The organism is uncultured Marivita sp. (assembly GCF_947488135.1).
Taxonomy (GTDB): domain Bacteria; phylum Pseudomonadota; class Alphaproteobacteria; order Rhodobacterales; family Rhodobacteraceae; genus Marivita.
In genome coordinates, this window is record NZ_CANKYW010000001.1 from 176,633 (window position 1) to 199,774 (window position 23,142).

Annotated in this window: 23 protein-coding genes; 14 read left to right on the top strand and 9 right to left on the bottom strand. The window is 60.8% G+C overall.

The annotated features are described in order from the left end of the window. Positions 1-61 precede the first annotated feature (61 nt). The 3 genes from Q1B16_RS00890 to Q1B16_RS00900 all read right to left on the bottom strand — a co-directional run bounded on the left by Q1B16_RS00890 (position 62) and on the right by Q1B16_RS00900 (position 3,336). On the bottom strand, positions 62-982 hold the full coding sequence (locus tag Q1B16_RS00890) for a manganese-dependent inorganic pyrophosphatase (protein WP_299784016.1): 921 nt from the start codon (positions 980-982) through the stop codon (positions 62-64). An 82-nt stretch (positions 983-1,064) separates the two neighbouring features. Continuing rightward, positions 1,065-2,699: a capsule biosynthesis protein gene (locus tag Q1B16_RS00895; protein ID WP_299784018.1), complete on the bottom strand. Its 1,635-nt coding sequence runs from the start codon at positions 2,697-2,699 to the stop codon at positions 1,065-1,067. Continuing rightward, positions 2,677-3,336, bottom strand: coding sequence for an ATP-binding cassette domain-containing protein (locus Q1B16_RS00900; protein WP_299784020.1), 660 nt, complete (start codon positions 3,334-3,336; stop codon positions 2,677-2,679). The genes Q1B16_RS00895 and Q1B16_RS00900 overlap by 23 nt, the downstream gene beginning before the upstream one ends. A gap of 300 nt (positions 3,337-3,636) precedes the next feature. On the opposite strand from Q1B16_RS00900, the gene Q1B16_RS00905 reads away from it, so the two are divergent. The 6 genes from Q1B16_RS00905 (at position 3,637) to Q1B16_RS00930 (ending at position 10,858) form a co-directional block, all read left to right on the top strand. Further along, complete coding sequence (locus Q1B16_RS00905) at positions 3,637-4,857, top strand: hypothetical protein (protein ID WP_299784022.1); 1,221 nt, start codon at positions 3,637-3,639, stop codon at positions 4,855-4,857. Between the two features lie 393 nt (positions 4,858-5,250). After that, the gene (locus tag Q1B16_RS00910) at positions 5,251-6,357 is read left to right on the top strand and encodes an ABC transporter ATP-binding protein (RefSeq protein WP_299784024.1); all 1,107 of its coding nucleotides are present in this window, start codon (positions 5,251-5,253) and stop codon (positions 6,355-6,357) included. A 111-nt stretch (positions 6,358-6,468) separates the two neighbouring features. After that, entirely contained in the window at positions 6,469-7,584 is a 1,116-nt protein-coding gene (locus tag Q1B16_RS00915; protein WP_299784026.1) for an extracellular solute-binding protein, read from the top strand. A 91-nt stretch (positions 7,585-7,675) separates the two neighbouring features. Further along, positions 7,676-7,963 carry a DUF1330 domain-containing protein gene (locus Q1B16_RS00920; RefSeq protein ID WP_299784028.1) on the top strand — a complete coding sequence of 96 codons (288 nt, stop codon included), beginning with the start codon at positions 7,676-7,678 and terminating at the stop codon, positions 7,961-7,963. A 3-nt stretch (positions 7,964-7,966) separates the two neighbouring features. Beyond that, positions 7,967-9,664 (top strand): ABC transporter permease, encoded by a 1,698-nt coding sequence (locus Q1B16_RS00925; protein ID WP_299784030.1) that lies wholly within the window; start codon positions 7,967-7,969, stop codon positions 9,662-9,664. Positions 9,665-9,667: 3 nt separating this feature from the next. Continuing rightward, positions 9,668-10,858 (top strand): ABC transporter permease, encoded by a 1,191-nt coding sequence (locus tag Q1B16_RS00930; protein ID WP_299784032.1) that lies wholly within the window; start codon positions 9,668-9,670, stop codon positions 10,856-10,858. Between the two features lie 117 nt (positions 10,859-10,975). On the opposite strand, the gene Q1B16_RS00935 is transcribed toward Q1B16_RS00930, so the two are convergent. Continuing rightward, positions 10,976-11,845, bottom strand: coding sequence for a branched-chain amino acid aminotransferase (locus tag Q1B16_RS00935; protein WP_299784034.1), 870 nt, complete (start codon positions 11,843-11,845; stop codon positions 10,976-10,978). 161 nt (positions 11,846-12,006) lie between these two features. On the opposite strand from Q1B16_RS00935, the gene Q1B16_RS00940 reads away from it, so the two are divergent. The 6 genes from Q1B16_RS00940 to dxs are packed head-to-tail and all read left to right on the top strand — an operon-like array spanning position 12,007 to position 17,263. Then, the gene (locus Q1B16_RS00940) at positions 12,007-12,516 is read left to right on the top strand and encodes a MarR family transcriptional regulator (RefSeq protein WP_299784036.1); all 510 of its coding nucleotides are present in this window, start codon (positions 12,007-12,009) and stop codon (positions 12,514-12,516) included. Position 12,517: 1 nt separating this feature from the next. Next, positions 12,518-13,219, top strand: a complete 702-nt coding sequence (locus Q1B16_RS00945) for a response regulator (RefSeq protein WP_299784038.1) — start codon at positions 12,518-12,520, stop codon at positions 13,217-13,219. A gap of 52 nt (positions 13,220-13,271) precedes the next feature. Then, the gene (locus Q1B16_RS00950; protein WP_299784040.1) at positions 13,272-14,198 is read left to right on the top strand and encodes a histone deacetylase family protein; all 927 of its coding nucleotides are present in this window, start codon (positions 13,272-13,274) and stop codon (positions 14,196-14,198) included. Beyond that, positions 14,195-14,437: an exodeoxyribonuclease VII small subunit gene (locus Q1B16_RS00955; protein WP_299784042.1), complete on the top strand. Its 243-nt coding sequence runs from the start codon at positions 14,195-14,197 to the stop codon at positions 14,435-14,437. The genes Q1B16_RS00950 and Q1B16_RS00955 overlap by 4 nt, the downstream gene beginning before the upstream one ends. A gap of 9 nt (positions 14,438-14,446) precedes the next feature. Then, entirely contained in the window at positions 14,447-15,316 is an 870-nt protein-coding gene (locus Q1B16_RS00960) for a polyprenyl synthetase family protein (RefSeq protein WP_299784044.1), read from the top strand. A gap of 21 nt (positions 15,317-15,337) precedes the next feature. After that, on the top strand, positions 15,338-17,263 hold the full coding sequence (dxs, locus tag Q1B16_RS00965; RefSeq protein ID WP_299784046.1) for a 1-deoxy-D-xylulose-5-phosphate synthase: 1,926 nt from the start codon (positions 15,338-15,340) through the stop codon (positions 17,261-17,263). Here the strand turns inward: dxs and Q1B16_RS00970 are convergent. From Q1B16_RS00970 to Q1B16_RS00990, 5 genes are all read right to left on the bottom strand, one after another. After that, positions 17,260-17,892 (bottom strand): exopolysaccharide biosynthesis protein, encoded by a 633-nt coding sequence (locus Q1B16_RS00970; RefSeq protein WP_299784048.1) that lies wholly within the window; start codon positions 17,890-17,892, stop codon positions 17,260-17,262. The genes dxs and Q1B16_RS00970 overlap by 4 nt on opposite strands. Beyond that, positions 17,889-18,752, bottom strand: a complete 864-nt coding sequence (locus Q1B16_RS00975; RefSeq protein WP_299784050.1) for an SDR family oxidoreductase — start codon at positions 18,750-18,752, stop codon at positions 17,889-17,891. Before Q1B16_RS00975 ends, Q1B16_RS00970 begins: the two co-directional genes overlap by 4 nt. A gap of 69 nt (positions 18,753-18,821) precedes the next feature. After that, entirely contained in the window at positions 18,822-19,577 is a 756-nt protein-coding gene (locus Q1B16_RS00980; protein WP_299784052.1) for a class II aldolase and adducin N-terminal domain-containing protein, read from the bottom strand. A gap of 49 nt (positions 19,578-19,626) precedes the next feature. Further along, the gene (locus Q1B16_RS00985) at positions 19,627-20,622 is read right to left on the bottom strand and encodes a DNA topoisomerase IB (RefSeq protein ID WP_299784054.1); all 996 of its coding nucleotides are present in this window, start codon (positions 20,620-20,622) and stop codon (positions 19,627-19,629) included. Between the two features lie 36 nt (positions 20,623-20,658). Further along, complete coding sequence (locus Q1B16_RS00990) at positions 20,659-21,078, bottom strand: glyoxalase (RefSeq protein ID WP_299784056.1); 420 nt, start codon at positions 21,076-21,078, stop codon at positions 20,659-20,661. 100 nt (positions 21,079-21,178) lie between these two features. On the opposite strand from Q1B16_RS00990, the gene Q1B16_RS00995 reads away from it, so the two are divergent. Next, the gene (locus tag Q1B16_RS00995; protein ID WP_299784058.1) at positions 21,179-22,663 is read left to right on the top strand and encodes an AMP nucleosidase; all 1,485 of its coding nucleotides are present in this window, start codon (positions 21,179-21,181) and stop codon (positions 22,661-22,663) included. Positions 22,664-22,848: 185 nt separating this feature from the next. Beyond that, positions 22,849-23,136: an HU family DNA-binding protein gene (locus Q1B16_RS01000; protein WP_085635471.1), complete on the top strand. Its 288-nt coding sequence runs from the start codon at positions 22,849-22,851 to the stop codon at positions 23,134-23,136. The last annotated feature ends 6 nt before the right edge of the window (positions 23,137-23,142 follow it).

A 23,142-nucleotide genomic window follows, 5' to 3' on the forward strand; every position in this document is an offset into this window, starting at 1 on the left:
CACACGAAAAAGGGGATGCCGTCCAGCACCCCCTTTGAAACGTCATCCGGATCGCTTTGGTTCAAAGCTTGAGGTTCGGGATGATCTGCTTCTTGCGGCTCATGACGCCCGGCAGGACGACGGTGTCGCCGGAAACGGATGCGCCAAAGCTTTTCTCGGCCACGGTCTTGGTCAGGTCGTTGGGGATCAGCATCGTCGCTTCCTCGTTCAGGATGTCGACGACGAAGAGCAGCACCTGATCGACGCCGTCTTCCTTGGCGACCTCGGTCATCGAGGCCATCAGGCTGTCCTTGCGGTCGAGCACCATCTTGGGCGACGTGGTTTCGAGCACGGAGACACGGAATTTGGTGCCCGCAACCTCGTATTCCTTGCTGTCCATGCGCAGGAGTTCGGCGTCGGAAAAGGCCGACACGTCGGATTTCGCCGCGAAGAGCTCTGCCGCGTAATCGGGGATGGACACGCCCAGATCCTCGGCGAGCGACCAGGCGATGGCCTTGTCTTCCTGCGTCGTGGTGGGCGACCGGAATTCAAGCGTGTCGGACAGGATGCAGGACAGCATCGCGCCTTTCACGCCGGTGGGCGCCTGGGCCAGATCGTCGCCGATCATCTTCCACATGATCGTCGCGGTGCAGGCCACGGGTTCGATGCGGATCTCGATGGGACCCTTGGTCTCGAGGCCGCCGACCAGTTTGTGATGGTCGATGATGCCGCGAATGTCGGCGCTGTTGACGCTTGCGGGCAGTTCGGCGGGGTTGTTGGTGTCCACGATCACCACCGGCTGGTCGGCGTCAACGTCCGAGATGATCTCGGGTTTGTCGAGGTTCCAGCGGTCCAGCATGAAGGCGGCTTCGGTGTTGGGTTCGCCCAGCAGCACGGGCTTGGCGTCTTCGCCCTTGATCTGGTTGAGATACCACGCCCAGATGATCGGGCTTCCGGTGCTGTCGGTGTCGGGGGACTTGTGTCCGAAAACGAGTGTTGTCATGGGGGCCTCTGCTCTGCCAAACGTCAAATCGCGCGCCTTATAGGGCGCGCGATCCGCAATGTCACCTGTGTCAGTTTTGCGCTTAGTTCGCCACCTGTTCGCGTAGGATCGACGCGGTGAGCGAGATCAGCAGGTAAATCCCCGAGAAGATCAGGAAGGTCAGCAGCGTATTTTCGAACGCGCGCGGATAGCTCGGGTCCTGTGCGGCGAGCGGATAGACCGAAGTGGTCAGGTAGCGTGCCTGGCTGTCGGCATCGCGGCGCGCCTGGTCAAGCCGTTCGAGCGCCGCAGCCAGCATCATGTCGCGGGTCGCCAGATCGGCCTCGGCCAACTGGATCTGCACTGCGGTTTCGGCAAGCGATCCCGCACCTTCGCTTTCGGCGGTCATCTCAAGGCTGATTTCGGCCTTGAGCGCTTCGAGGCGGCGAATGTCTGCCTCAACCCCTTCGACCCGGCTGCGGTTGGGGCGGGCGTTGTCAAGCAGCGCCTGAAGTTGGAGGTTCTTTTCCTGAAGCTGCGTTTCAACGCTTTCGATGCGGGCCTGAAGCGATCCGATGCGGGCGCGCGGGTCGAGCACGGCGCTGTCCTGTTGCAAGCGGACCAGCCGTTCCTGCGCGACGCGGCGCGCCTGTTCGGCCTCTTCCAGACCAAGCTGGGCGTCCTTCACCGCGTTTTCACGCTTGCGCGCCGAGAGATTGTCCACCCGTTCCTCGGCATAGCCGATGAGAGCGGTCGAGAAATCGGTGGCCACCTGCGGATCGGCCGCGGCAACTTCCATGCGGATCACGCCTTCGGTCGGATCATAGCCGATCTGCACGTATTTCTTGTAAAGCTTGTACATCTCTTCCGAGGTCGCGTCGGCATCCAGCCTGCGGATCGGATCAAGACCCGGCTGCGAGAAATGCGCCTTGAAGCCTTCGTCCTGGTCGAGACGCAGCATCGCGTCTTTCGAGGTCAGGTAGCTTTGGACGGCAATGGCGTCCTGGTTGGTGGCGAATTGCGTGCCGGAGAACAGGCCGCCCATCGCACCGCCGCCGGTTTCCGCCTTCAGGATCAGGAATTCCGATTTCGACGCGTACATCGGTGTCGCAACGGTAAAGAAATACCATCCCGCGATGAGGGTCGGAAGCAGGACAAACGCTGCGAGGCGCGCAAAGAGCATCCGCAAGCGGCGGTTGCGGCGGCGGGCCATATCCTTCTGGATCGCCATGATTTCCTGCGCGCGCCGTTCCGCCGGGGTACGGTTGTCGGTGGCGGGAAGGTTCTTGTCCTTGGACCGCACGGTTTGCGGCAACTGCGGTTGTTCGGCCAAGGGTTTGTCGGCGTCGGGGGTCCTTGCGGTCGGCTGGTCCTTTGCCTGCGCCGCGGCTGCCGCGGGGAGCATCAGGTCGAGGGCATTTTCGCGCTGAAACGGGTCGATCCCCTTCAGGCGCAACAGGTAGACGGCCTCGTAATCGGAATTCGGCTCGAGCCCGTGTTTCTGTGCGATGCGCCGGGCCATACGCAACTGGCGGCCGGTGAGCCCTTCGTCGCGGATGGCGGCGACAGCCTTTTCAACCCCTCCTTCGGCGGGACGCGGGATACGCGGTTGCTCTGCCCGCGTCGCCGCCGGAGCGCTGGGTGCGGAAGTAGGCCCGGCAGCGGCCATTTGACCGGGGCCGGGGGCCGAGACACTGCGACGGATGCGGAAGCGTTTAGCCTTGGGTTTCGTAGTCATAGAGCTGTTTCGCTTCTTCCAAGGTGTCAAACATATGCAGCTGACCGTCCATCAGGACGCCCGCCCTGCTGGCGAACCGCGCCAGCGTTTCGGGTTGGTGAGACACGATTATCATTGTCGTCGTCCGCAACCGTTCAGCCAGGATATCCCCGGCCTTCCGGTTGAATTCGACATCGGTGTAAGTCGGCATCCCTTCGTCCACGAGGTAGATGTCGAAGTCGAGCGCCAGCATCAGCGCGAAGGTGAACCGCGCGCGCATGCCCGACGAATAGGTGCCCAGCGGCTGATCGAAATATTCGCCGAGATCACAGAGCCAGCGGCAATACGCTTCGACATAATCGGGATCGAGCCCGTAAAGCCGCGCGATGAAGCGCGAGTTCTCCATCGCCGTATGTTTGGTGATGACCCCGCCCATGAAGCCCAGCGGAAAGGACACGCGGCTGGTTTTCCGAATCTCGCCCTCATCGGGTTTTTCGAGGCCGGCCATCATCTTGATCAGCGTGGTCTTGCCCGTGCCGTTCGGCGCAAGAATGCCGAGCGATTGCCCCGGTTCGACACGGAAAGACGCCCGGTCCAGGATCACCTTGCGGTGAGACCCGGTCCAGAACGATTTGCTGACGTTGTCGAATTCCAGCATCGAGACCCCAATTCACATCCGTACAGGGATTGCACGGTATGGTTTCCAAAGGGTTTAGAGGTCGAGTTTGACTGGATTGTGGCCAATCCATAGCAAAATGCGGGTATTGTTTTCGTTGTCGCGCTGTTCATTTCTGCGTCCGCGCCGCGAGAGACGGGGCGGCCAGGGCTTGAATTTCATGGGATGACGGGGCATTGGAATGCCGCCCGGGCGAGGGACGGACGCGTTCCGGCCACTCCCGGACACTCGAGAGGCGGGGGCAGTGCCTGGGCGCCCGATGTCAGAAGAGGCGGCGGCCCCATGAGATGTGTCATTCATATCGGAACCGAGAAGACCGGAACCTCGCTGCTGCAAGAGTGGTTGTATGCGAATTTTAAAGGTCTGTGCAAAAGCGGCATCTGGCTGACTGAGCGGTTTGGGACCCCGAACAATCGCCATTTTCCTGCATATTTTCGTGTTCAACCCGACGATTTCGCGCTCCAGTACATGTTGAACAGCCCGGAGGAAAAAGAGGCGTTCTTAAGATCGTTTCGCGATGATTTCGAGGCCGAGATTGCCAAGGCCAAGAGCTGTCACACAATTCTGATCACGTCGGAGCATTTTCACAGTCGGCTGACGGATACCGCAGAGGTCGCCGCGCTGAGAGCATTTCTGGATCCATATTTCGACAGCATAGAAATCGTGTGCTATTTTCGAGAGCAATCGGACATGGCGCTTTCCTCTTATAGTACGCATGTCAAAGGCGGCGGCGACGAAGATATTGACTCCGTCATGGCCAACGTGGCTCCTTATAATCCGTACTATAATTTCCTGAGCATAGCCGACCTCTGGAGCGGTGTTTTCGGCAAAGAAAACTGCCGTTTCCGCATCTATGACCGGGCCCGTTTCATCTCGAGAGACATTCGCAGGGATTTCTTGGAGGCGATCGGAGCCCAGACGGCCGCGAGCGAACTGTCCTTCGATATAGAGAACAAAAATCCCGCGCTTAGCGGTGTGCAGGCGATCGTCTTTCGACAGATCAACCGGGCGATCCCGTACTTCAACGAAGACGGAGGTATAAATCGGCAGAATGTCCGGCTGAAGGCCACGTGTCTGGAATATTCCGCTCTAGCGGCTGGAACGATCTTCTTCCCTTCACAGGATGAGGTGGCGGCACGGTTCAACGAAAGCAACCACATCTTTTTCGAGACCTATCTGCCAAACGAGAGAGGCTTTACTTATAACTTCCGGGAAAAAATCGGTCAGCCCGAGATGACGGAAGCAGAGATTTCCGATATCGTGGCTTCTGTTAGCCAGTGTTTCCTGAAAGAGATTAAGCAACTGAACGCGCAAGAGAGGACCGTCAACGCGCAAGAGAGGGCCGGGTCATCGAGGGTTTCGATGTTTGCCAGGTGGCGTCAGGTAGCGGATTACAAGATCCACAAATGGTTGTCCGAAACGCCCCTTGTCAGTCGCAAGATCCGAAAGCGGTTTCGCGGCCCGGCGGAGCGGCGTAGGCGGCAGTTGAGGTCAAAGCGGTAGCCGTCTTGAGCTTTGTCCGGCGCGGTTTCGGGCCGTTGGAAATTTCTGGATATGACACAGCCCACACGGCTGTAAACAGGTGGAAATCAAGGCTTAAGCGAAGGCGCCGAATCGACGATGCGCATTGAAAATTCAGATGCGGCATTACGTGCAATCAACCAGATCTAGGGCTAAAACTCGTCCTTTAAGCTGGCCATGCTCCTTGTCACTTTACCCGCAAGGGGTTTTCAGGCAGGTTAATTTACTTCCTTGACACGCGTCTGATGTCCAAATTTCCCGCAAATGCCGCGTCGTGGGCCAAACTCGGGCAACCATGTTGCAATATGGGGCGCAACGCGATTTATTCTTTCCGACAAACGGAACAAATCCGTGGACCAAACAGGGAGTTCGTTTTTGCCCGACACGTCAAACAGTGACGCGTTCGTCGAATTTGAACGAGTGCAAAAAAGCTACGACGGCGTTCAGCTTGTCGTGAAAGACCTTAACCTGACGATGCCGAAAGGCGAGTTTCTGACGATGCTCGGACCGTCGGGGTCAGGCAAGACCACCTGCCTCATGATGTTGGCCGGGTTCGAGACTGCGACCCACGGTGACATCCGGCTGGATGGCAAACCAATCAACAATATTCCGCCGCACAAACGCGGCATCGGGATGGTCTTCCAGAACTACGCCTTGTTTCCGCACATGACGATCGCGGAGAACCTGAGCTTTCCCCTGGAAGTGCGCAAGATCGGTAAGTCGGATCGCGAGGCGAAGGTCAAACGCGCGCTCGACATGGTCGAGATGGGGGCCTTCGGAGGCCGCCGACCAGCGCAGCTTTCGGGTGGTCAGCAACAGCGGATCGCGCTCGCACGCGCATTGGTGTTCGAGCCGGAGCTTGTCCTGATGGACGAACCGCTCGGCGCTCTCGACAAGCAGTTGCGCGAAAAGATGCAGTTCGAGATCACGGATCTGGCGCACAAGCTGGGCATCACGGTGGTCTACGTGACCCACGACCAGACCGAGGCGCTGACCATGTCGGACCGTGTTGCGGTGTTCGACGATGGCCGGATCCAGCAATTGGCACCGCCCGACGAGCTTTACGAAAAGCCGCAAAACAGCTTCGTCGCGCAGTTCATCGGTGAGAACAACACGCTCGAAGGGACGATCCGCGAGATCAAGGGCGACACCTGTCTGGTCGAGCTTGATGATGGCGGGTTGATCGATGCGGTCCCCGTCAACGTCAGCAAGGTCGGAGAACGCACGCGTGTGTCGATCCGTCCGGAACGCGTTGAGATCAACAAGGACCGTCTTCAGGAAGGCGCGCACACGCTAAAGGCGGAAGTGCTCGAATTCGTTTACATGGGCGACATCTTCCGCACCCGTCTTCGGGTGGCTGGGAATGATGAGTTCGTCATCAAGACGCGAAACGCACCGGATCAGGTGCGGCTCCAACCCGGCACGCAGATCGAAATCGGGTGGTTGCCCGAGGATTGTCGCGCGCTGGACGCGCCCAACTAAGTTGAATTGCCGCGAGGCCGCACGTTCGGCCTCGTGTCATTACAGGTGTTGTTTGGGCGGTCCGACAGCCAGCACCATCTTTTATAAGCGGACCGAAACGGGAGAATATGAATGAAACTGTCTAAAACACTTCTGGCGACCAGCGCACTCACCGTTGCCGCCGCAGGTGCTGTGACCGCACAGGATATGGCCGACAGCATGACGCTCGTCAGCTGGGGCGGTGCTTACCAGTCGTCGCAGCAAAACGCCTATGTGGCACCTTACCTTGAAATGAACCCCGACGTTTCGGCGTCCTGGGACGAAAGCTCGGCCGAAGCGGTCGCCAAGCTGCGCGCGATGAACGAAGCGGGCAATGTCACCTGGGATCTGGTCGACGTGGTTGCCTCCGACGCGATCCGTCTGTGTGACGAAGGTCTGGCGATGGAAGTCGATCACGACGAATTGCTGGCCCCGGCACCCGATGGCACCGAAGCCAGCGATGATTTCGGCGACCTGATCGTGTCCGACTGCTTTATCCCGCAGATCGTGTATTCGACAACTTTCGGCTATCGTACCGACATGGTGCCGGAAGGCGTCGAAGCCCCGAACGACATCTGTGACGTGTTCGATCTGGAAACCTATCCGGGCAAGCGCGCGCTGGAACAGCGCCCGATCAACAACATGGAGTGGGCTCTGCTCTGTGATGGCGTCGCCAAGGAAGACGTCTACGACGTTCTGGAAACCGACGAAGGTCAGGACCAGGCGTTGGCAAAGCTCGACACCATCAAGGACGAAGTGATCTGGTGGTCGGCCGGTGCGGACACGCCGCAGCTTCTGGCGGATGGCGAGATCTTCATGGGCTCGACCTATAACGGCCGTCTGTTCAGCGTGATCGAAGAGCAGGATCAGCCCGTCGCCATGATGTGGGACGCGCAGGTGTTCGACCTTGACGGCTGGATCATTCCCGCCGGTCTGCCCGAAGACCGTCTGGCCCGCGTGAAGGACTTCGTCCGTTTCGCGACAGACACGCAGCGTCTGGCGGATCAGGCCAAGTACATCTCGTACGGCCCGGCACGTGAATCGTCTGCACCGCTGGTGTCGACACACGCCGAGCTTGGCATCGAGATGGCACCGCATATGCCGACCGATCCCAACAACGCCGAAAACACGTTCCTCTACAACTACGAGTTCTGGGCTGACTATCGCGACGACATCGACGCGAAGTTCCAGGCGTGGCTGGCGCAATAAGCCTTTCTGGGGCTTCGGGTGGGCAGTGCGTGCCCACCTTCAATCAAAGGGGTGGGCAGCTTTGCCCACCCTGCCGCAAAGGACAGTACCCATGCCCAAAGGCTATATCATCGGCCATATCACGGTGAACGATCCCGAAGCCTACAAGGAATACATCGAGCGGGACACGCCGATCCTTGAAAGCTTTGGCGCGAGGTTCATCGTTCGGGGCGGACAGTCCGAGACGATGGAAGGCAGGTCCGAAACGCGCCACGTCGTCATTGAATTCGACGATTACGAAACTGCAAAGCGCGCGTATCACGACCCGGCGTACCAAGAGGTCGCTGACATCCGCCGTCGCACTGCAACCAGCACAATCATTCTAGTCGAGGGCACCTGAGCCATGAGCGACGCAGCAACTGAACCCGACAAGATCACCGGACCAACGCCCGACAACGCGTTGCGGGCAGCGGACAAGGCCGATGAGGGCCCGGTTCTCGCCGCCGATGGCACGCCACTCAAGCGATCGCTGAACCGGGCACTACGGGCACAGAAACTGCGGGCATTGGCGCTGATTGCGCCGCTTCTGATCTTTGTCCTGGTCAGCTTCATCGCTCCGATTGGCGACATGCTGTTCCGCTCGGTCGAGAACCAGATCGTCAGCGACACGCTGCCACGCACGGTGCGTGCGTTGGAAACCTATGACGCGACGAGCGAAGAGGTGCCCGGAGACGAGGTGTTCGAGGCAGCCTATTACGACGTCTTCTACGCTGCCGAGCGCAAGTTGCACACCCGGCTTGGGTCGCGGTTGAACTACGAAATGACCGGTGCGTCGTCGTTGTTCCGCAAATCCGGCCGCGGGCTTGACGATATCGGCGAGGTGTATCTCGACCAGTTCGAGGATCTCGACGAGAATTGGGACGAGGCGCGCCCGTGGGCCGAATTGATGGGCGATCCGGACTGGATCGCCGCACAAGAGGCGTGGGACGGCGAAAGCAACATGCCGGAATTCGAGCTTCGCGCGGACATCTCGGAGGTCCTGCCGCGAACCGCCGCCTCTTACGAGATTTTCGCGCGGTTCATGCAGGACGAGGAAGGCGACAGCCCGCTGGAGGAAGAGCCCTGGACCGTTGTGCATACGGCTCTTTATCAGGACCTGTCGGAGCGCGACGTGTCCGGATATTCCGGCCCGCGTGCCGACATGCTGCGCGCCGCCGATGAGCTTGTCGCCAGTCCCGATTTCGAGACCGTCTCTTTCCGCGATGCGTTCGAGGAGATCGACGAGGATTGGGTGACACCCGAAATCTGGCAGACCATCAAGATGTATAGCCCGGCCTATACCTCCGGCTACTTCCTAAACTCGGTGGACATGCAGAAAACGCCGGAAGGTCCGGCGCTGCGGGACGAAGACGAACGGATCTACGGCCTGCTGTTCCAGCGGACCATGTTCATGAGCCTCGTCATCACCTTCAGCTGTATCCTGCTGGGCTATCCGATTGCCTATCTGCTGTCGAACCTGCCCGCGAGCAAGGCGAACCTCTTGATGATCCTCGTTCTGCTGCCGTTCTGGACATCGCTTTTGGTGCGAACCTCTGCGTGGAAGGTGATGCTGCAACAGCAAGGTGTGATCAACGACGTGCTTGTCTGGCTGGGTATGGTCGCCGATGACGGGCGATTGGTGATGATCAACAACCAGTTCGGCACAATCGTGGCGATGACGCATATCCTGCTGCCGTTCATGATCCTGCCGATGTACTCGGTGATGTCGACCATTCCGCCATCCTATGTCCGCGCGGCGAAATCGCTGGGCGCGACCAACTGGACGACCTTCTGGCGGGTCTACTTCCCACAATCGGTGCCTGGGATCGGCGCGGGGTCGATCCTCGTCTTCATCCTGTCGATCGGTTACTATATCACGCCGGAAATCGTCGGTGGCACATCGGGTATCTTCATCTCGAACCGGATCGCCTACCACATCTCAAGCTCGCTCAACTGGGGCCTCGCGGCCGCACTGGGGTCGATCCTGCTGGTGGTGGTCCTGTTGCTTTACTGGGCCTACGACCGGATCGTCGGCATCGACAACGTGAAACTGGGGGGCTGAGCCATGTCAGAAGCCATTCTCACACCGATCGAGAAAAAGCCCATCGGGTTCACTGCGGGTGTGCTCGCATTGGCGGGCGCTTTCGCCGGGCTCTTCGTCGGAACGGCGCAGGGCTCCGGTCTTCTGGGGATCGTGGTCGGCGCGGCGCTGATGGCGGCGCTTGCCTTCGTCGCGATGCAGGTCCTGGGCGAAGAGATGGAAAAGACCGTGCGCTGGGGCCTTGTCGCCCTGGCGGCGGTCGCCGGTTTCCTGTTCAGCGGAATTCCGGGCCTGATCCTTGGGGCCCTGTTCGGCTGGTTTTTCGGCTGGTTCATCTACTGGGTCGGCATGGGCCGGTATCGAGCGCATTTGGTGCCTTATCTGACCGGCGGTCAGGTGCTGTGGCACTACGCGTTCCGCGTGATCTGTGGCGCGATCTTCATCTTCCTGATCACCCCGATCATCGTGGTGATGCCGCTGTCCTTCAACGCCGAGGATTTCTTTACCTTCACGCCCGAAATGCTGCGCTTCGATCCTGCGGGTTACAGCCTCAAGCATTACCGTGACTTCCTGACCAACCCGGAATGGACCAGCGCGGTCAAGAACTCGCTGATGGTGGCACCCGTCGCGACGCTGATCTCGGTATCGCTGGGGACGCTCGCTGCCATCGGTCTGAGCCAGAGCCACGTGCCCGGCAAGCGCGCGATCATGGCGATCCTGATCTCGCCGATGATCGTGCCGCTGATCATCTCGGCCACGGGCATGTATTTCTTCTACTCCAAGATCGGGCTGGTCGGCACCTACTGGGGCATCGTTCTGGCGCACGCCGTGCTTGGTATTCCCTTTGTCATCATCACCGTGACGGCCACGCTTGTGGGCTTTGATCGCTCATTGACACGGGCGGCTGCGAATATGGGGGCGAACCCGGTGACGACCTTCTTCAAGGTGCAGATGCCGCTGATCCTGCCGGGCGTCATTTCCGGTGGTCTATTCGCCTTCATCACGTCCTTCGACGAAGTGGTTGTCGTTCTGTTCATTGGCTCCGCCGAGTTGCAGACGCTGCCGTGGCAGATGTTCACCGGCCTGCGCGAGCAGATTTCGCCGACCATTCTTGCCGCGGCGACGATCCTTGTCGCGATTTCGATCTGCTTGTTGACGGCGGTGGAGATCCTGCGCCGCCGGTCCGAACGACTCCGGGGCATGTCGCCGGGGTAGGGCGGCGAGGGTTTTCGAAAACCCTCGCAAGAGGCTTCGAAGCCTCTTGGGTCGCAATAGAAAAGGCCCTGCACCGATGTGGATGCAGGGCCTTTTGCTGTTTGGGATTGCGTCGGATCAGCTCCGAACGAGCTTTTCGTAGCCTTCCGCGATTTCGCGGGTCAGCGAACCAACTTCGAAGTTATAGTCACCGATCTGGCCCACCGGTGTCACTTCGGCGGCGGTGCCGGTTAGCCAGCACTGCTCGAAACCTTCAAGCTCTTCCGGCATGATGTGGCGCTCGTGGACCTTGACCTGGCGGTCCTTGAGCATCCCGATGACCGTCTGGCGGGTCAGGCCATTTAGGAAGCAATCCGGCGTCGGCGTGTGCACTTCGCCATCCTTGACGAAGAAGATGTTGGCCCCGGTCGCTTCGGCGACGTAGCCGCGATAGTCGAACATCATCGCGTCGGAACAGCCCTTTGCCTCGGCCGCGTGTTTGGACATGGTGCAGATCATGTAGAGACCGGCGGCCTTGGCGTGGCTCGGGATCGTTTCCGGCGACGGGCGCTTCCATTTAGAGATGTCGAGCTTGGCGCCCTTCATCTTGGCGTCGCCGTAATAGGCGCCCCATTCCCAGCTGGCGATGGCCATGCGGACCGGGTTGCGCGCGGAGGCGACGCCCATATCCTTGCCCACGCCGCGCCATGCGACGGCGCGCACATAGGCGTCGGACTGGCCGTTGGCTTCGAGCACGGCCTTCTTGGCCGCTTCGATTTCGTCAACGGTGTAAGGAATTTCGAAGTCGATCATTTCGGCCGACCGCTTCAAACGCTCCGAATGTTCGCGCGACTTGAAGATCTTGCCGCCATACGCGCGTTCGCCCTCAAAGACCGAGCTTGCATAGTGCATCGCATGGGTCAGGATGTGGACATTTGCGTCGCGCCAATCGATGAGTTGGCCATCCATCCAGATCTTTCCGTCGCGGTCATCATAGGTTCCGGCCATGTCTAGTCTCCTCGCCCGGATTTTCAAAAATTGCGCAGATTAGGTCCGGATCGGACATAAAGTTGCGCCAAAACTGAGATTCGCTACCATTTGATCCTTGGAATGTCAACAAGACTGACGTATTTTCGGGCGCAACAAAAAGACGGACGGGACGAGAGACCATGGCGGAAGGACACGCGCAGAACACGTCGAGCGGGCAGGCCTTGCTGTATCTGACGGATGAGCAGTTGCGTCAGGGGATCGAGGCGATGTTCTTTGCCTATCGCGGGTTCACGGCCGATCCGGACCGCATTCTCGAAGGTATGTCCTACGGGCGGGCGCATCATCGCGCCATTCATTTCATCCATTGCGCACCCGGCACGACCGTCAACAATCTCTTGGCGATCCTCGGGGTGACGAAGCAATCTCTGAACCGTGTATTGCGCACGCTGATCGAAGATGGTCTTGTGACAAGCCATATAGGGCGCAGCGACAAGCGAGAGCGGCATTTGACACTGACCGAGGCCGGAGAGGCGCTGGAACAGCAGCTTTCGGATGCGCAGCGCGCCCGAATGCGGGACGCCTACCGCAAGGCCGGGCCGGAGGCGGTGGCCGGGTTCAAGACGGTATTGGAAGCGATGATGGACGAAGACATGCGGCGTGCCTATCTCGCGCTCAGGGACGGGCGCTGAGATGGCCGATCCCGACGCGCACCTGCTGATCGTCGATGACGACGAGCGTATTCGCGGGCTGTTGCAGAAATTCCTGATCCGCAACGGGTTTCTGGTCAGCGCGGCACGCGATGCCGCCCATGCGCGGCGCATTCTGTCGGGCCTCGATTTCGACCTGATCGTGCTCGATGTCATGATGCCGGGGGAAGATGGCGTGAGCCTGACGCGGGGCATTCGCGAAACCTCGTCAACGCCGATCCTGCTGTTGACCGCGCGGGCCGAGACCGAAGACCGGATCGCCGGGCTTGAGGCGGGCGCGGATGACTACCTTGCCAAACCGTTCGAACCGAAAGAGCTTTTGCTGCGCATCAATGCGATCCTGCGCCGGATGCCGGAGCAGGCGGCTGACAGTGGCGCGCCGAAATACCTGAGCCTTGGGCCGATCCGGTATGACATCGAACGCGCTGAGATGTGGCGCGGCGATGACCTCGTGCGGCTGACCTCGACCGAGATCCAGTTGATGAAGGTGTTCGCCGCCAAACCCGGCGAGGCGCTAAGCCGGACAAAGTTGGTCGAAGAGCTTGGCCGCGACCGGGGCCAGAGCCAGGAACGCGCCGTCGATGTGCAGATCACCCGTTTGCGCCGCAAGCTCGAGGACAATCCCAAGCAGCCGCGATACCTGCAAACGGTGCGCGGTGCAGGGTATATGCTTGCACCCGACTGACGGGTTTGTTTTTTGCGTATTTGAAAAGAGAAGAAGCAAGGGGGACGCGCCCATGGCGACGGCATTGATCACACACGCGGAGTGTCTGGAGCATGTGACGCCGGATGGTCATCCCGAGCGCGTGGCGCGGCTGGAGCATGTGCTGCACGCGTTGCAAGGGTTGGATTTGCGGCGTGAGAGCGCGCCCTTGGTCGATCAGGCGCATTTGGCCTATGTCCATCCGCAGTCGCATATCGACCGGATCACCGCGTCCGAGCCTGCCGAGGGGTTCAAGCAATTGGACGCCGACACGTGGATGTCACCGGGCAGCGTGAACGCGGCCTATCGCGCCGCCGGGGCGGTCGTGAAGGCGGTCGACATGGTGCTGGACGACGAGGTCGGAAACGCCTTTTGCGCCATTCGCCCCCCTGGGCATCATGCGGAAACCGAAACACCGATGGGCTTTTGCCTGTTCGGCAACGTGGCCATCGGCGCGAAACACGCGCTCGAGGCGCATGGGCTGTCGCGCGTCGCTGTGGTGGATTTCGATGTGCATCACGGCAACGGGACGCAGGATCTGCTGTGGAACGAGCCGCGCGCGCTGACGATCACCAGCCAGCAGATGCCGCTCTGGCCCGGCACCGGTGATCCGTCCGAACGGGGCGCGCATGACAACGTTCTGAATATCCCCTTGGCGCCGCGTACTGGTGGGGCCGAGATGCGGGCCGCTTACAAGGCGCAGGTGTTTCCGCGTCTGCGCGACTTCAAGCCGGAACTGATCCTGTTTTCGGCCGGGTTCGACGCGCACCAGGATGATCCTTTGGCCGAACTGCAATGGACAACCGAGGATTTCCGCTGGCTGACCCGGGAACTCTGTGCCCTGGCGGCAGAACTCTGCGACGGGCGGGTCGTCTCGACACTGGAAGGCGGGTATGATTTGTCTGCGCTGGCGCGCGCTGCCCGGGCGCATGTGGAAGAATTGATGGAGGCCGCGTCATGAGCGACACACCCTTAGACGAGATGAGCTTCGAGGCGGCCATGGCCGAGCTTGAGAAAGTGGTGGGTCAGCTTGAGCGTGGCGACGTGGCATTGGAGGAATCCATCGCGCTGTACGAGCGCGGGGCGGCGCTCAAGAAGCGCTGCGAGGCCAAGCTGAACGAAGCGCAGGAAAAGGTGGCGGCGATCACGCTGGATGCGGACGGTCAGCCCAAGGGCACGACGCCCTTCGACCCAGAGTAACACGCGGCGATGTTTGCCGATGTCCTGCGTCGCGATGCCTCCCGGATCGGGGCGCATCTCGATGAGGTTCTGAAGGGGCAGCCCGACCTTCCGGTGATCGAGGGGATGCGCTACGCGGTGTCTAGCGGCAAACGTCTGCGCGGGTTTCTCGTGATGGAAAGCGCGCGGCTGCATGGCGTCTCCGAGACGCAGTCGATTTGGGCGGCGGCGGCGATCGAGGCGATCCATGCCTATAGCCTTGTCCACGATGATCTGCCCTGCATGGATGATGACGACCTGAGGCGGGGGATGCCGACTGTGCATCGCAAATGGGATGACGGGACGGCGGTACTCGTTGGCGACGCGCTTCAGACGTTTGGGTTCGAGCTGGTTCTCGACCAGGCCTGCCACGGCGATGCGGCGGTCCGGTCCGATCTGGCGCTCAGCCTTGCGCGGGCGTCGGGGCACAAGGGCATGGTGCTTGGTCAGGCGCTCGACATCGCTGCAGAAACGGTCGAGACGCCTCTGACACTCGAGCAGATCACGCAGTTGCAGGCAGGCAAGACCGGCGCGCTGATCGTTTGGTCGGCCGAGGCGGGTGCGCGCTTGGCGCAAGCCGACCCATTGCCGTTGACCAGCTACGCGACGGCACTGGGCCTCGCATTCCAGATCGCGGACGATATTCTGGACGTGGAAGGCGATGAGACTACCGTTGGCAAGGCGGTGGGCAAGGACGCGAGCCGGGGCAAGGCGACGTTCGTGTCGTTGCTCGGGTTGGAGGGCGCGAAGGCGCGCGCGTCGGAACTGGTCGAGGCCGCCTGTGATGCCTTGTCACCCTATGGGACCAAGGCGCACACCTTGAATGAAGCGGCGCGGTTCGTTATCTCGCGCGACACCTGATGCGACCCGGAGGCGCGGCATATGTCCTTTTCCACAGAGACCCCGCTTCTTGATACGGTCTCTTCCCCGGCTGATCTCAAGCGGTTTTCGGACGCGCAGCTCGAGCAATTGGCGGATGAGCTGCGGCGCGACACGATTGCGAACGTCTCTCGAACAGGCGGTCATCTAGGCGCCGGGCTTGGCGTGGTCGAGTTGACCGTTGCACTGCACGCGATTTTCGACGCGCCGCGCGACAAGATCATCTGGGACGTCTCGCACCAATGCTACCCGCATAAGATCCTGACCGGTCGCCGCGCGCGCATGGGCACCTTGCGGCAAGAGAACGGGCTGTCGGGGTTCACCAAACGGTCTGAATCGCCCTATGACCCATTCGGGGCTGCGCATAGCTCCACCTCGATTTCCGCAGCACTAGGCTTTGCCGTGGCGCGCGATCTGGGGGGCAACTGCGACACCGGGCATGGCGACGCCATTGCCGTGATCGGCGACGGCGCGATGAGCGCGGGCATGGCCTATGAGGCGATGAACAATGCGGGCCACCTGAAAAAGCGGCTGATCGTCATTCTGAACGACAACAAGATGAGCATCGCACCGCCGGTCGGCGCGCTGTCCTCATACCTGACGCAGCTTTATGCGGGCGCTCCGTTCCAGGATCTGCGTCTGGCCGCGAAGGGTGCGGTGAGCTTTTTGCCCGAACCGTTCCGGGAAGGCGCGAAACGGGCGAAGGACATGCTTAAGGGCATGGCGATCGGCGGCACCTTGTTCGAGGCGCTCGGCTTTTCATATGTCGGTCCGATTGACGGGCACGATCTGGAACAGTTGCTGCCTGTTCTGCGCACCGTGAAGGACCGTGCGGACGGGCCGATCCTCATCCATGTCGTGACGCAGAAGGGCAAGGGCTACCGACCGGCTGAAGAATCCGCCGACCGTGGGCACGCGCGAGCCAAGTTCGATGTCGTGACCGGAGAGCAGAAAAAGACGCCCTCCAACGCCCCAAGCTACACCAAGGTCTTCGCCGAGGCGCTGATGCAGGAAGCAGCGGATGATCCGATGATCTGCGCGGTGACGGCGGCGATGCCGGATGGCACCGGGCTTGATCTTTTCGCGGAACGCTACCCTTCGCGGACCTTTGACGTGGGCATCGCCGAACAGCACGGCGTGACCTTTTGCGCGGCGCTTGCGGCGGGCGGGCTCAAGCCGTTCTGCGCGATGTATTCGACCTTCCTTCAGCGCGGATACGATCAGGTCGTGCATGACGTGGCCATTCAGCGCCTGCCGGTGCGCTTTGCCATTGATCGTGCCGGCTTGGTGGGCGCGGACGGTGCGACCCATGCAGGCAGCTACGACATTGCCTATCTCGCAAATCTGCCCGGGTTCGTGGTGATGGCCGCGGCGGATGAGGCCGAGTTGAAGCACATGGTCGCCACGGCAGTCGCGCATGACGACGGCCCCATCGCGTTCCGCTACCCACGGGGCGAGGGGCAGGGCGTCGAACTGCCCGAGCGCGGTGAAATTTTACCGATTGGTAAAGGACGGATGATCCGTGAAGGCAGCCGCGTGGCGATCCTGTCTTTCGGCACCCGTCTGGGCGAGGTTCTGACGGCCTGCGAGGGGCTTCAGGCCAAAGGCATCACGCCGACCGTTGCGGATGCACGCTTTGCCAAACCGCTTGATCGCGAGTTGATCCTCAAGTTGGTCGAAGACCACGAAGCACTGATCACCATCGAAGAGGGGGCCATCGGCGGCTTCGGCAGCCACGTGGCGCAGCTTCTGGCCGAGGAAAAGGTATTCGATCAGGGACTGAAATTCCGCTCCATGGTCCTGCCGGACACGTTCATCGATCAGGCGAGCCCTGCCGCCATGTATGACGTGGCAGGTCTTAACGCCGAGCAGATTGAAGCCAAGGTGATGGATGTTCTGGGCGTTGCGGCGATTGGGAAGCGTGCCTAGACGATCCCGGCGATCAGCGCTGCAACGACCGACAGCGAAAATCCGAGCACGGTATAGCCAGCGATCAATACAAACCCGTCGCGCACCATGAGCGCAAAGGCCACGAGCGCCACGCCGCCCGCGCTGACCGAGGTGAACATCGGCAGGATCTCTAGGAACGGCCATGTCGCGGCCACGATCATGACCGCGAGCAGGGCAATCCTGTCCATCGGGGGCGCGGACAGAAACCTCAGCCGATCCCGGCTTTTCCTGTCGAGCCATGCGGCGGGCTTGCGGAGATACTGCACCGCGCGGGACAATTGGTCGCCATTCAGGCGGCGCGTCGCGAGAAATCGGGGTAGCCAGAGGTGATTGCGGCCGAAAAACGCCTGGATCGAAATTGTCAGAATGACGAGACCGCCGATAGTCGGCATCAGCGGAATGATCGACAGCGGAGAGACAAGGATCAGCGCGGGCACGAGAAGGGCCGCGCCAAAGGACCTCGCTCCGACACGATCCAGCATCGCCTGGATCGTCAGACCGTCGCGGGCATCATGTTCTTCGCTCTCGACGCCCTTGGCGGGGTGGTCGGGATCGAGCGTATCAAGAAGGCTGGTGAGCGATCTTGGCGCGACATGGTCCGGTGTCACTGTTTACCCTGTTCATCGGCGAGGATTGCGGCCAATCCCGATTTGTAATCCGGGTATTTCAACGTCACGCCGAGATCCGATTTGACCCGGTCGTTCCGCACGCGTTTGCTTTCGGAATAGAAACTGCGTGCCATCGGCGACAATTCGGCGTCGTCAAACGGGATTTCCGGCGGAGCATCCTTCCCCAGCAAACCGGCAGCATATGCGATGACGTCCTGCGGCGGGGCCGGGTCATCGTCACAGAGGTTGTAGACCGTTCCGGGCTTCGGATGGGCCATCGACGCTTCGAGAACCGATGCGATGTCTTCGACATGGATGCGGCTGAACACCTGACCCGGCTTGATGATCCGTTGCGCGGTACCATCGCGCACCTTGGAAAACGGCCCTCGACCGGGGCCGTAGATGCCTGCAAGCCGAAAGATGTGCAGGGGCAGGTCAGGAATGGCCGACCACGCCGCCTCGGCGCGCACCCGGCGACGTCCGCGTTCGGTTGCGGGGGTCAATGGGGCGCTTTCATCGACCCAATCGCCCTGAGCATCGCCGTATACACCGGTGGTGGACAGGTATCCGACCCAATCAAGCCGCTTGGCCTGCGCCGCGATGTCGTCTTTCAAAAGGGCAAGAGTGGGATCGCCGGTCTCGGTCGGTCCGGCGGAAACAAGCACGTGGCTTGCGTTTTCAAGCCACGGCAAGATCGCCTCACGGTCCCACAAGAGGGGCGTAACCCGTTGGGCATGGAACTCGGCAAACTTGTCGGGATCTCGCGTGGTGCCCGCAATTCTCCAGCCCTTTGGCAGCAAGCGCTTGGCCAAGAAGGCCGCGCTGTAGCCGTGGCCGAGAGAGAGCAGGGTCTTTTCCATAAATTGAAAGTGGTAATCGCAAATTAAAAAACAAGCTGCGCCCACACGCGGCGCTATGTCGGATAACGCTCAAGCCGCGTAATTGGATCCCTCGTCATCCAAGATTTTTTTCAGCTCCGACAGGTGGCGCGCATCCTGTTCGGGATAGCCTTCCAACTCCTGCGCCGTCTTCTCGGCGATGTCGTCCGACAGAACCTTGAGCGGCTGTCCGGTTTGCAACGCGCGGATATAGGTTTCTGCCGCGCGTTCGAAATAATACAGCCGGTTGAAGGTGTCCGCCACGCTGTCACCGATGACCATGACGCCGTGATTGCCCATGATCATGACTTTCTGCTTCGGGTCGATGAACAACTGAGCACAGCGTTCGCCCTCATCCTCGAAGGCCAATCCGCCATAGTCGGTGTCGATCACGTAGCGATTGAAGAAGGTCGCGCAGTTCTGGTCGATGGGCGGCAGGCGTGGGTCCTGAAGGCAGGCCAGCACGGTGGCGTGGATCGAATGAACGTGCATTGCGCAGCGGGCGTGCGGGCAGTGGCGATGAAGCCCGCCGTGTAGACCCCAGGCTGTCGGGTCGGGCGCATTCGGCCCTTGCAACGTGTCGGGATCATTGGCGTCCACGATAATGAGGTCGCTGGCCTTGATCCGGGAAAAATGCATCTGGTTCGGGTTCATCAGGAACCGCGTGCCGTCATCGTTGATCGACAGGCTGAAATGGTTTGCCACGCCTTCGTGCATGTTCAGACGCGCGGTCCACCGAAAGGCCGCGGCCAGATCGACGCGTTCCTGCCAGTGGTCCATATTGCGGGCGAGTTGCGTGACGGACATTGGAAACCTCCTGCTGTTCAAACCAAAGCAAGCTTTCCGCTAGGTAAAGTCAAGTCGCTGTGTTTCCGAGAAGGTGCAGCAACTGCGCCTCGATCCTTCGCAGGCCCCTGATATTGGGGGCGTCATCGCGGAGCGCTTTGCGCGCCCGCTCCGATGTACCGTTCAGGTCGATAACCGCCGGATGGATGTAGGACGACCGGCAAATGGCGGGGGTGTTGTTCAACCGGTCTGCGGCCGCTTCGGTCATGGCCTTGATCGTCGGCTTGTCTCCCGAAAGCGCCGCATCGAGCGCGGCGACCGAGCCGTTCCATGTGCGGAACGTCTTGGCGGTCAGGGCTTCGTTTTCGAGGTAGTCCGTCAGAAATGCGTTTACCTCGCCCGAGGTGACAGAACGCGGCGTGCCGTCGTCATCCACCCAGGACATCAGTTCCGGCCCTGGCAGATCATCAAGCCGGGACAAGACCCGGTTCAAGGTGCGATCGTTGAGCGACTTCTCGATCTTGACGCCGCCCTTGCCTTGGTACTTCAAGCACAACCCGTCCGGGTCGAGGTTCAGGTGACGCTTGCGCAGTGTCGTTGCACCGAAGGTCCGGTTCTCGCGGGCGTAGTCCGGTGTGCCAACCCGCAGGCTCGCGCGGTCGATGAGCGCGATGACGGCGGCGACGGCGAAATCCTGGTCTCCCGCATCGGCATTGCGCAGGTCGCGCAGGATGCGGCGGCGCAGACCGGGGAGCTTTTCGCCGAAATCGGAAAGATGCGCGAATTTCTGCTGTGCGCGAAACGCGCTCCAATCCGGATGATAGCGGTATTGCTTGCGGGCCTTGACGTCGCGACCCGTCGCCTGAAGGTGGCCCTTGTCCAGCGGACAAATCCAGACGTCTTCCCACGCGGGCGGCACGGCGAGATCGCTCAGGCGGCGGCGCATCGATTGATCCCGGATGCGCGTGCCATCCGGCGCGATGTAGGAAAAGCCTTTGCCACGACGTTCGCGGCGGATGCCCGGACGGCTGTCTGGATAGTATTCAAGATGCGGGATGATCGACATGCCGATCAAACGCGCGATGGTCGCGGCGGTTCCCGGTCAAAGCGGACGGGACGGGACCCAGGCGTAGCCGTCAGCGCAGAGCAGGGTACATTCGCGCAGCCCGTGCGGTTTGTCGGTCGGTGGTTGAAGCACGGTGAACCCTGCGTCTTCTGCCTTGGACGCGGCCTCGTCCGGGTCCGTATCATAGAGCCGGATTTCCAACCCCGCGCCGCGCGGCGGGTTTTCCGGCAGCAGGTCGAGCAACGGGTTCCGGGCGTAAGTGCCATCCGAATGGACCTGAAAGAGCTGATCGCCGTAGCGCAGGATGGCGAAGTCATCGGACACGCGATGCGCGGTCATGCCGAACACCGGGCACAGCTGTTCCACCATGCGGCGGACATCGCGGGTCAGCAGGTTCAACCCTATCCCGCGCAGCCCGGCACCGAAGGTTTCGGCGGAGACCGTTTCATAGTCCATTCACAGCTCCCCCAATCCTGCGATTGCGGGCAGCTTGATCCCGTGTCATGGACCTGTCAACCTGCGCCGAAGGCAGGTGAAGCTCCATGAAAGGCAGTGCATGCAGGACCGTTCCGTAAATCTGGAAATCCTCACTCCGGAGGCCCCCGCGCCCGAGCGGTTCGATGACCCCAAGAAGGCCGTTGACCGGCTATGCGATCTGTACGACCTGTCGACCAGCTTTCTGTGCGACAGTTTCCAGACCGCGATGGAGCAAGGACATCCCGGGGTTCGGTATCGCGCGTATTACCCAGAAGTCCGGATCACCACGACCACCTTCGCCAAGGTGGACAGCCGCCTGAGCTTTGGTCACGTGTCGCATCCCGGCACACATGCTGCCACGATCACGCGGCCCGATCTGTTCAGATACTATCTCGAACAGCAGATCTCGCTGCTTCTGGAAAACCATGGCGTTCCTGTCGAGATCGGCATCTCGGACACTCCGATGCCCGTGCATTTCGCGGTGGCCAACGATGCCGCGATCTCAGTGCCGCAAGAGGGCGCTGCCGAGTTCATCTTGCGCGATGTGTTCGATGTGCCGGACCTTGCCACGACCAATGACGACATCGTCAACGGGGTGGCCAAGCCCGCGCCTGACGGCACCGAACCGCTCGCGCCGTTTACGGCGCAGAGGGTGGATTACTCGCTGGCGCGCCTGTCTCATTATACCGCGACCGATCCGCACCACTTCCAGAACCATGTGCTTTTCACCAACTACCAATTCTACGTGGCCGAGTTCGAAGCCTATGCCCGTGCGCAACTGGCCGATCCGGACAGTGGCTACACAAGCTTCGTGAGCACCGGCAATGCCGAGATCTCGGACCCCGACACGCCGTTACCGGTGGTCGACAAGATGCCCCAGATGCCGACCTACCATCTCAAGCGCAAGGGTGGGGCGGGGATCACTCTGGTGAATATCGGTGTTGGGCCGTCGAACGCGAAGACGGCGACCGATCACATCGCGGTTCTGCGCCCACATGCGTGGCTGATGGTTGGCCACTGCGCGGGCCTTCGCAATTCACAGAGCCTTGGCGACTTCGTTCTTGCACACGCTTATCTGCGCGAAGATCGCGTGTTGGATGACGACCTGCCCGTTTGGGTGCCGATCCCGGCGCTGGCGGAAATCCAGATCGCGCTGGAACGGGCGGTGGCGGCCGAGACGCAGCTCGAAGGGTATGACCTCAAACGCATCATGCGGACCGGCACGGTCGCCAGTGTCGACAACCGCAACTGGGAACTGCGCGACCAGCGCGGCCCGGTGCAGCGTCTTAGCCAAAGCCGGGCCATCGCGCTCGACATGGAAAGCGCCACGATCGCGGCGAACGGATTCCGGTTCCGTGTGCCCTACGGAACGCTCCTGTGTGTCAGCGACAAACCCCTGCATGGGGAACTGAAGCTGCCGGGCATGGCGTCGGATTTCTACAAAACCCAGGTCGCGCGACACCTGATGATCGGGATTCACGCGATGGAACACCTGCGCGAAATGCCCTTGGAACGCATCCACAGCCGGAAACTGCGCAGCTTCGAGGAAACGGCATTTCTCTAGGCGATTCTGTGTTTGCGACACCGATTGCCGGTTTTCGAGCGGCCTGAACCAAGGAAACCTGTGGAAAACCGCTGAAAAACGCGAAAAACATCGTCGAAACGCCTACCAACCGTTGTGTTTCTCCGCAATATACGGTTAGTTTTTGCACACGAGGCCCAAGATCGGGCAGTGAAGGAGACCACGAAATGGCGAAACCAATGACAAAGACCCAGCTTGTGGCCGCTCTGGCCGAAGAAATGGGCAGCGACAAGAAAACCGCGAGTGCTGCACTGGACGCAGTCACCGGCATCATCACCAAGGAAGTGTCCAACGGCGGTGCCGTCACGCTTCCCGGTGTTGGTAAGATCTACTGCCGCGAACGCCCCGAGCGCATGGTGCGCAACCCGGCCACCGGCGAGCAGTTCAAGAAAGAGGCCGACAAGGTGGTCAAGATGACCATCGCGAAGGCCCTGAAGGACAGCGTGAACGGCTGATCCGAC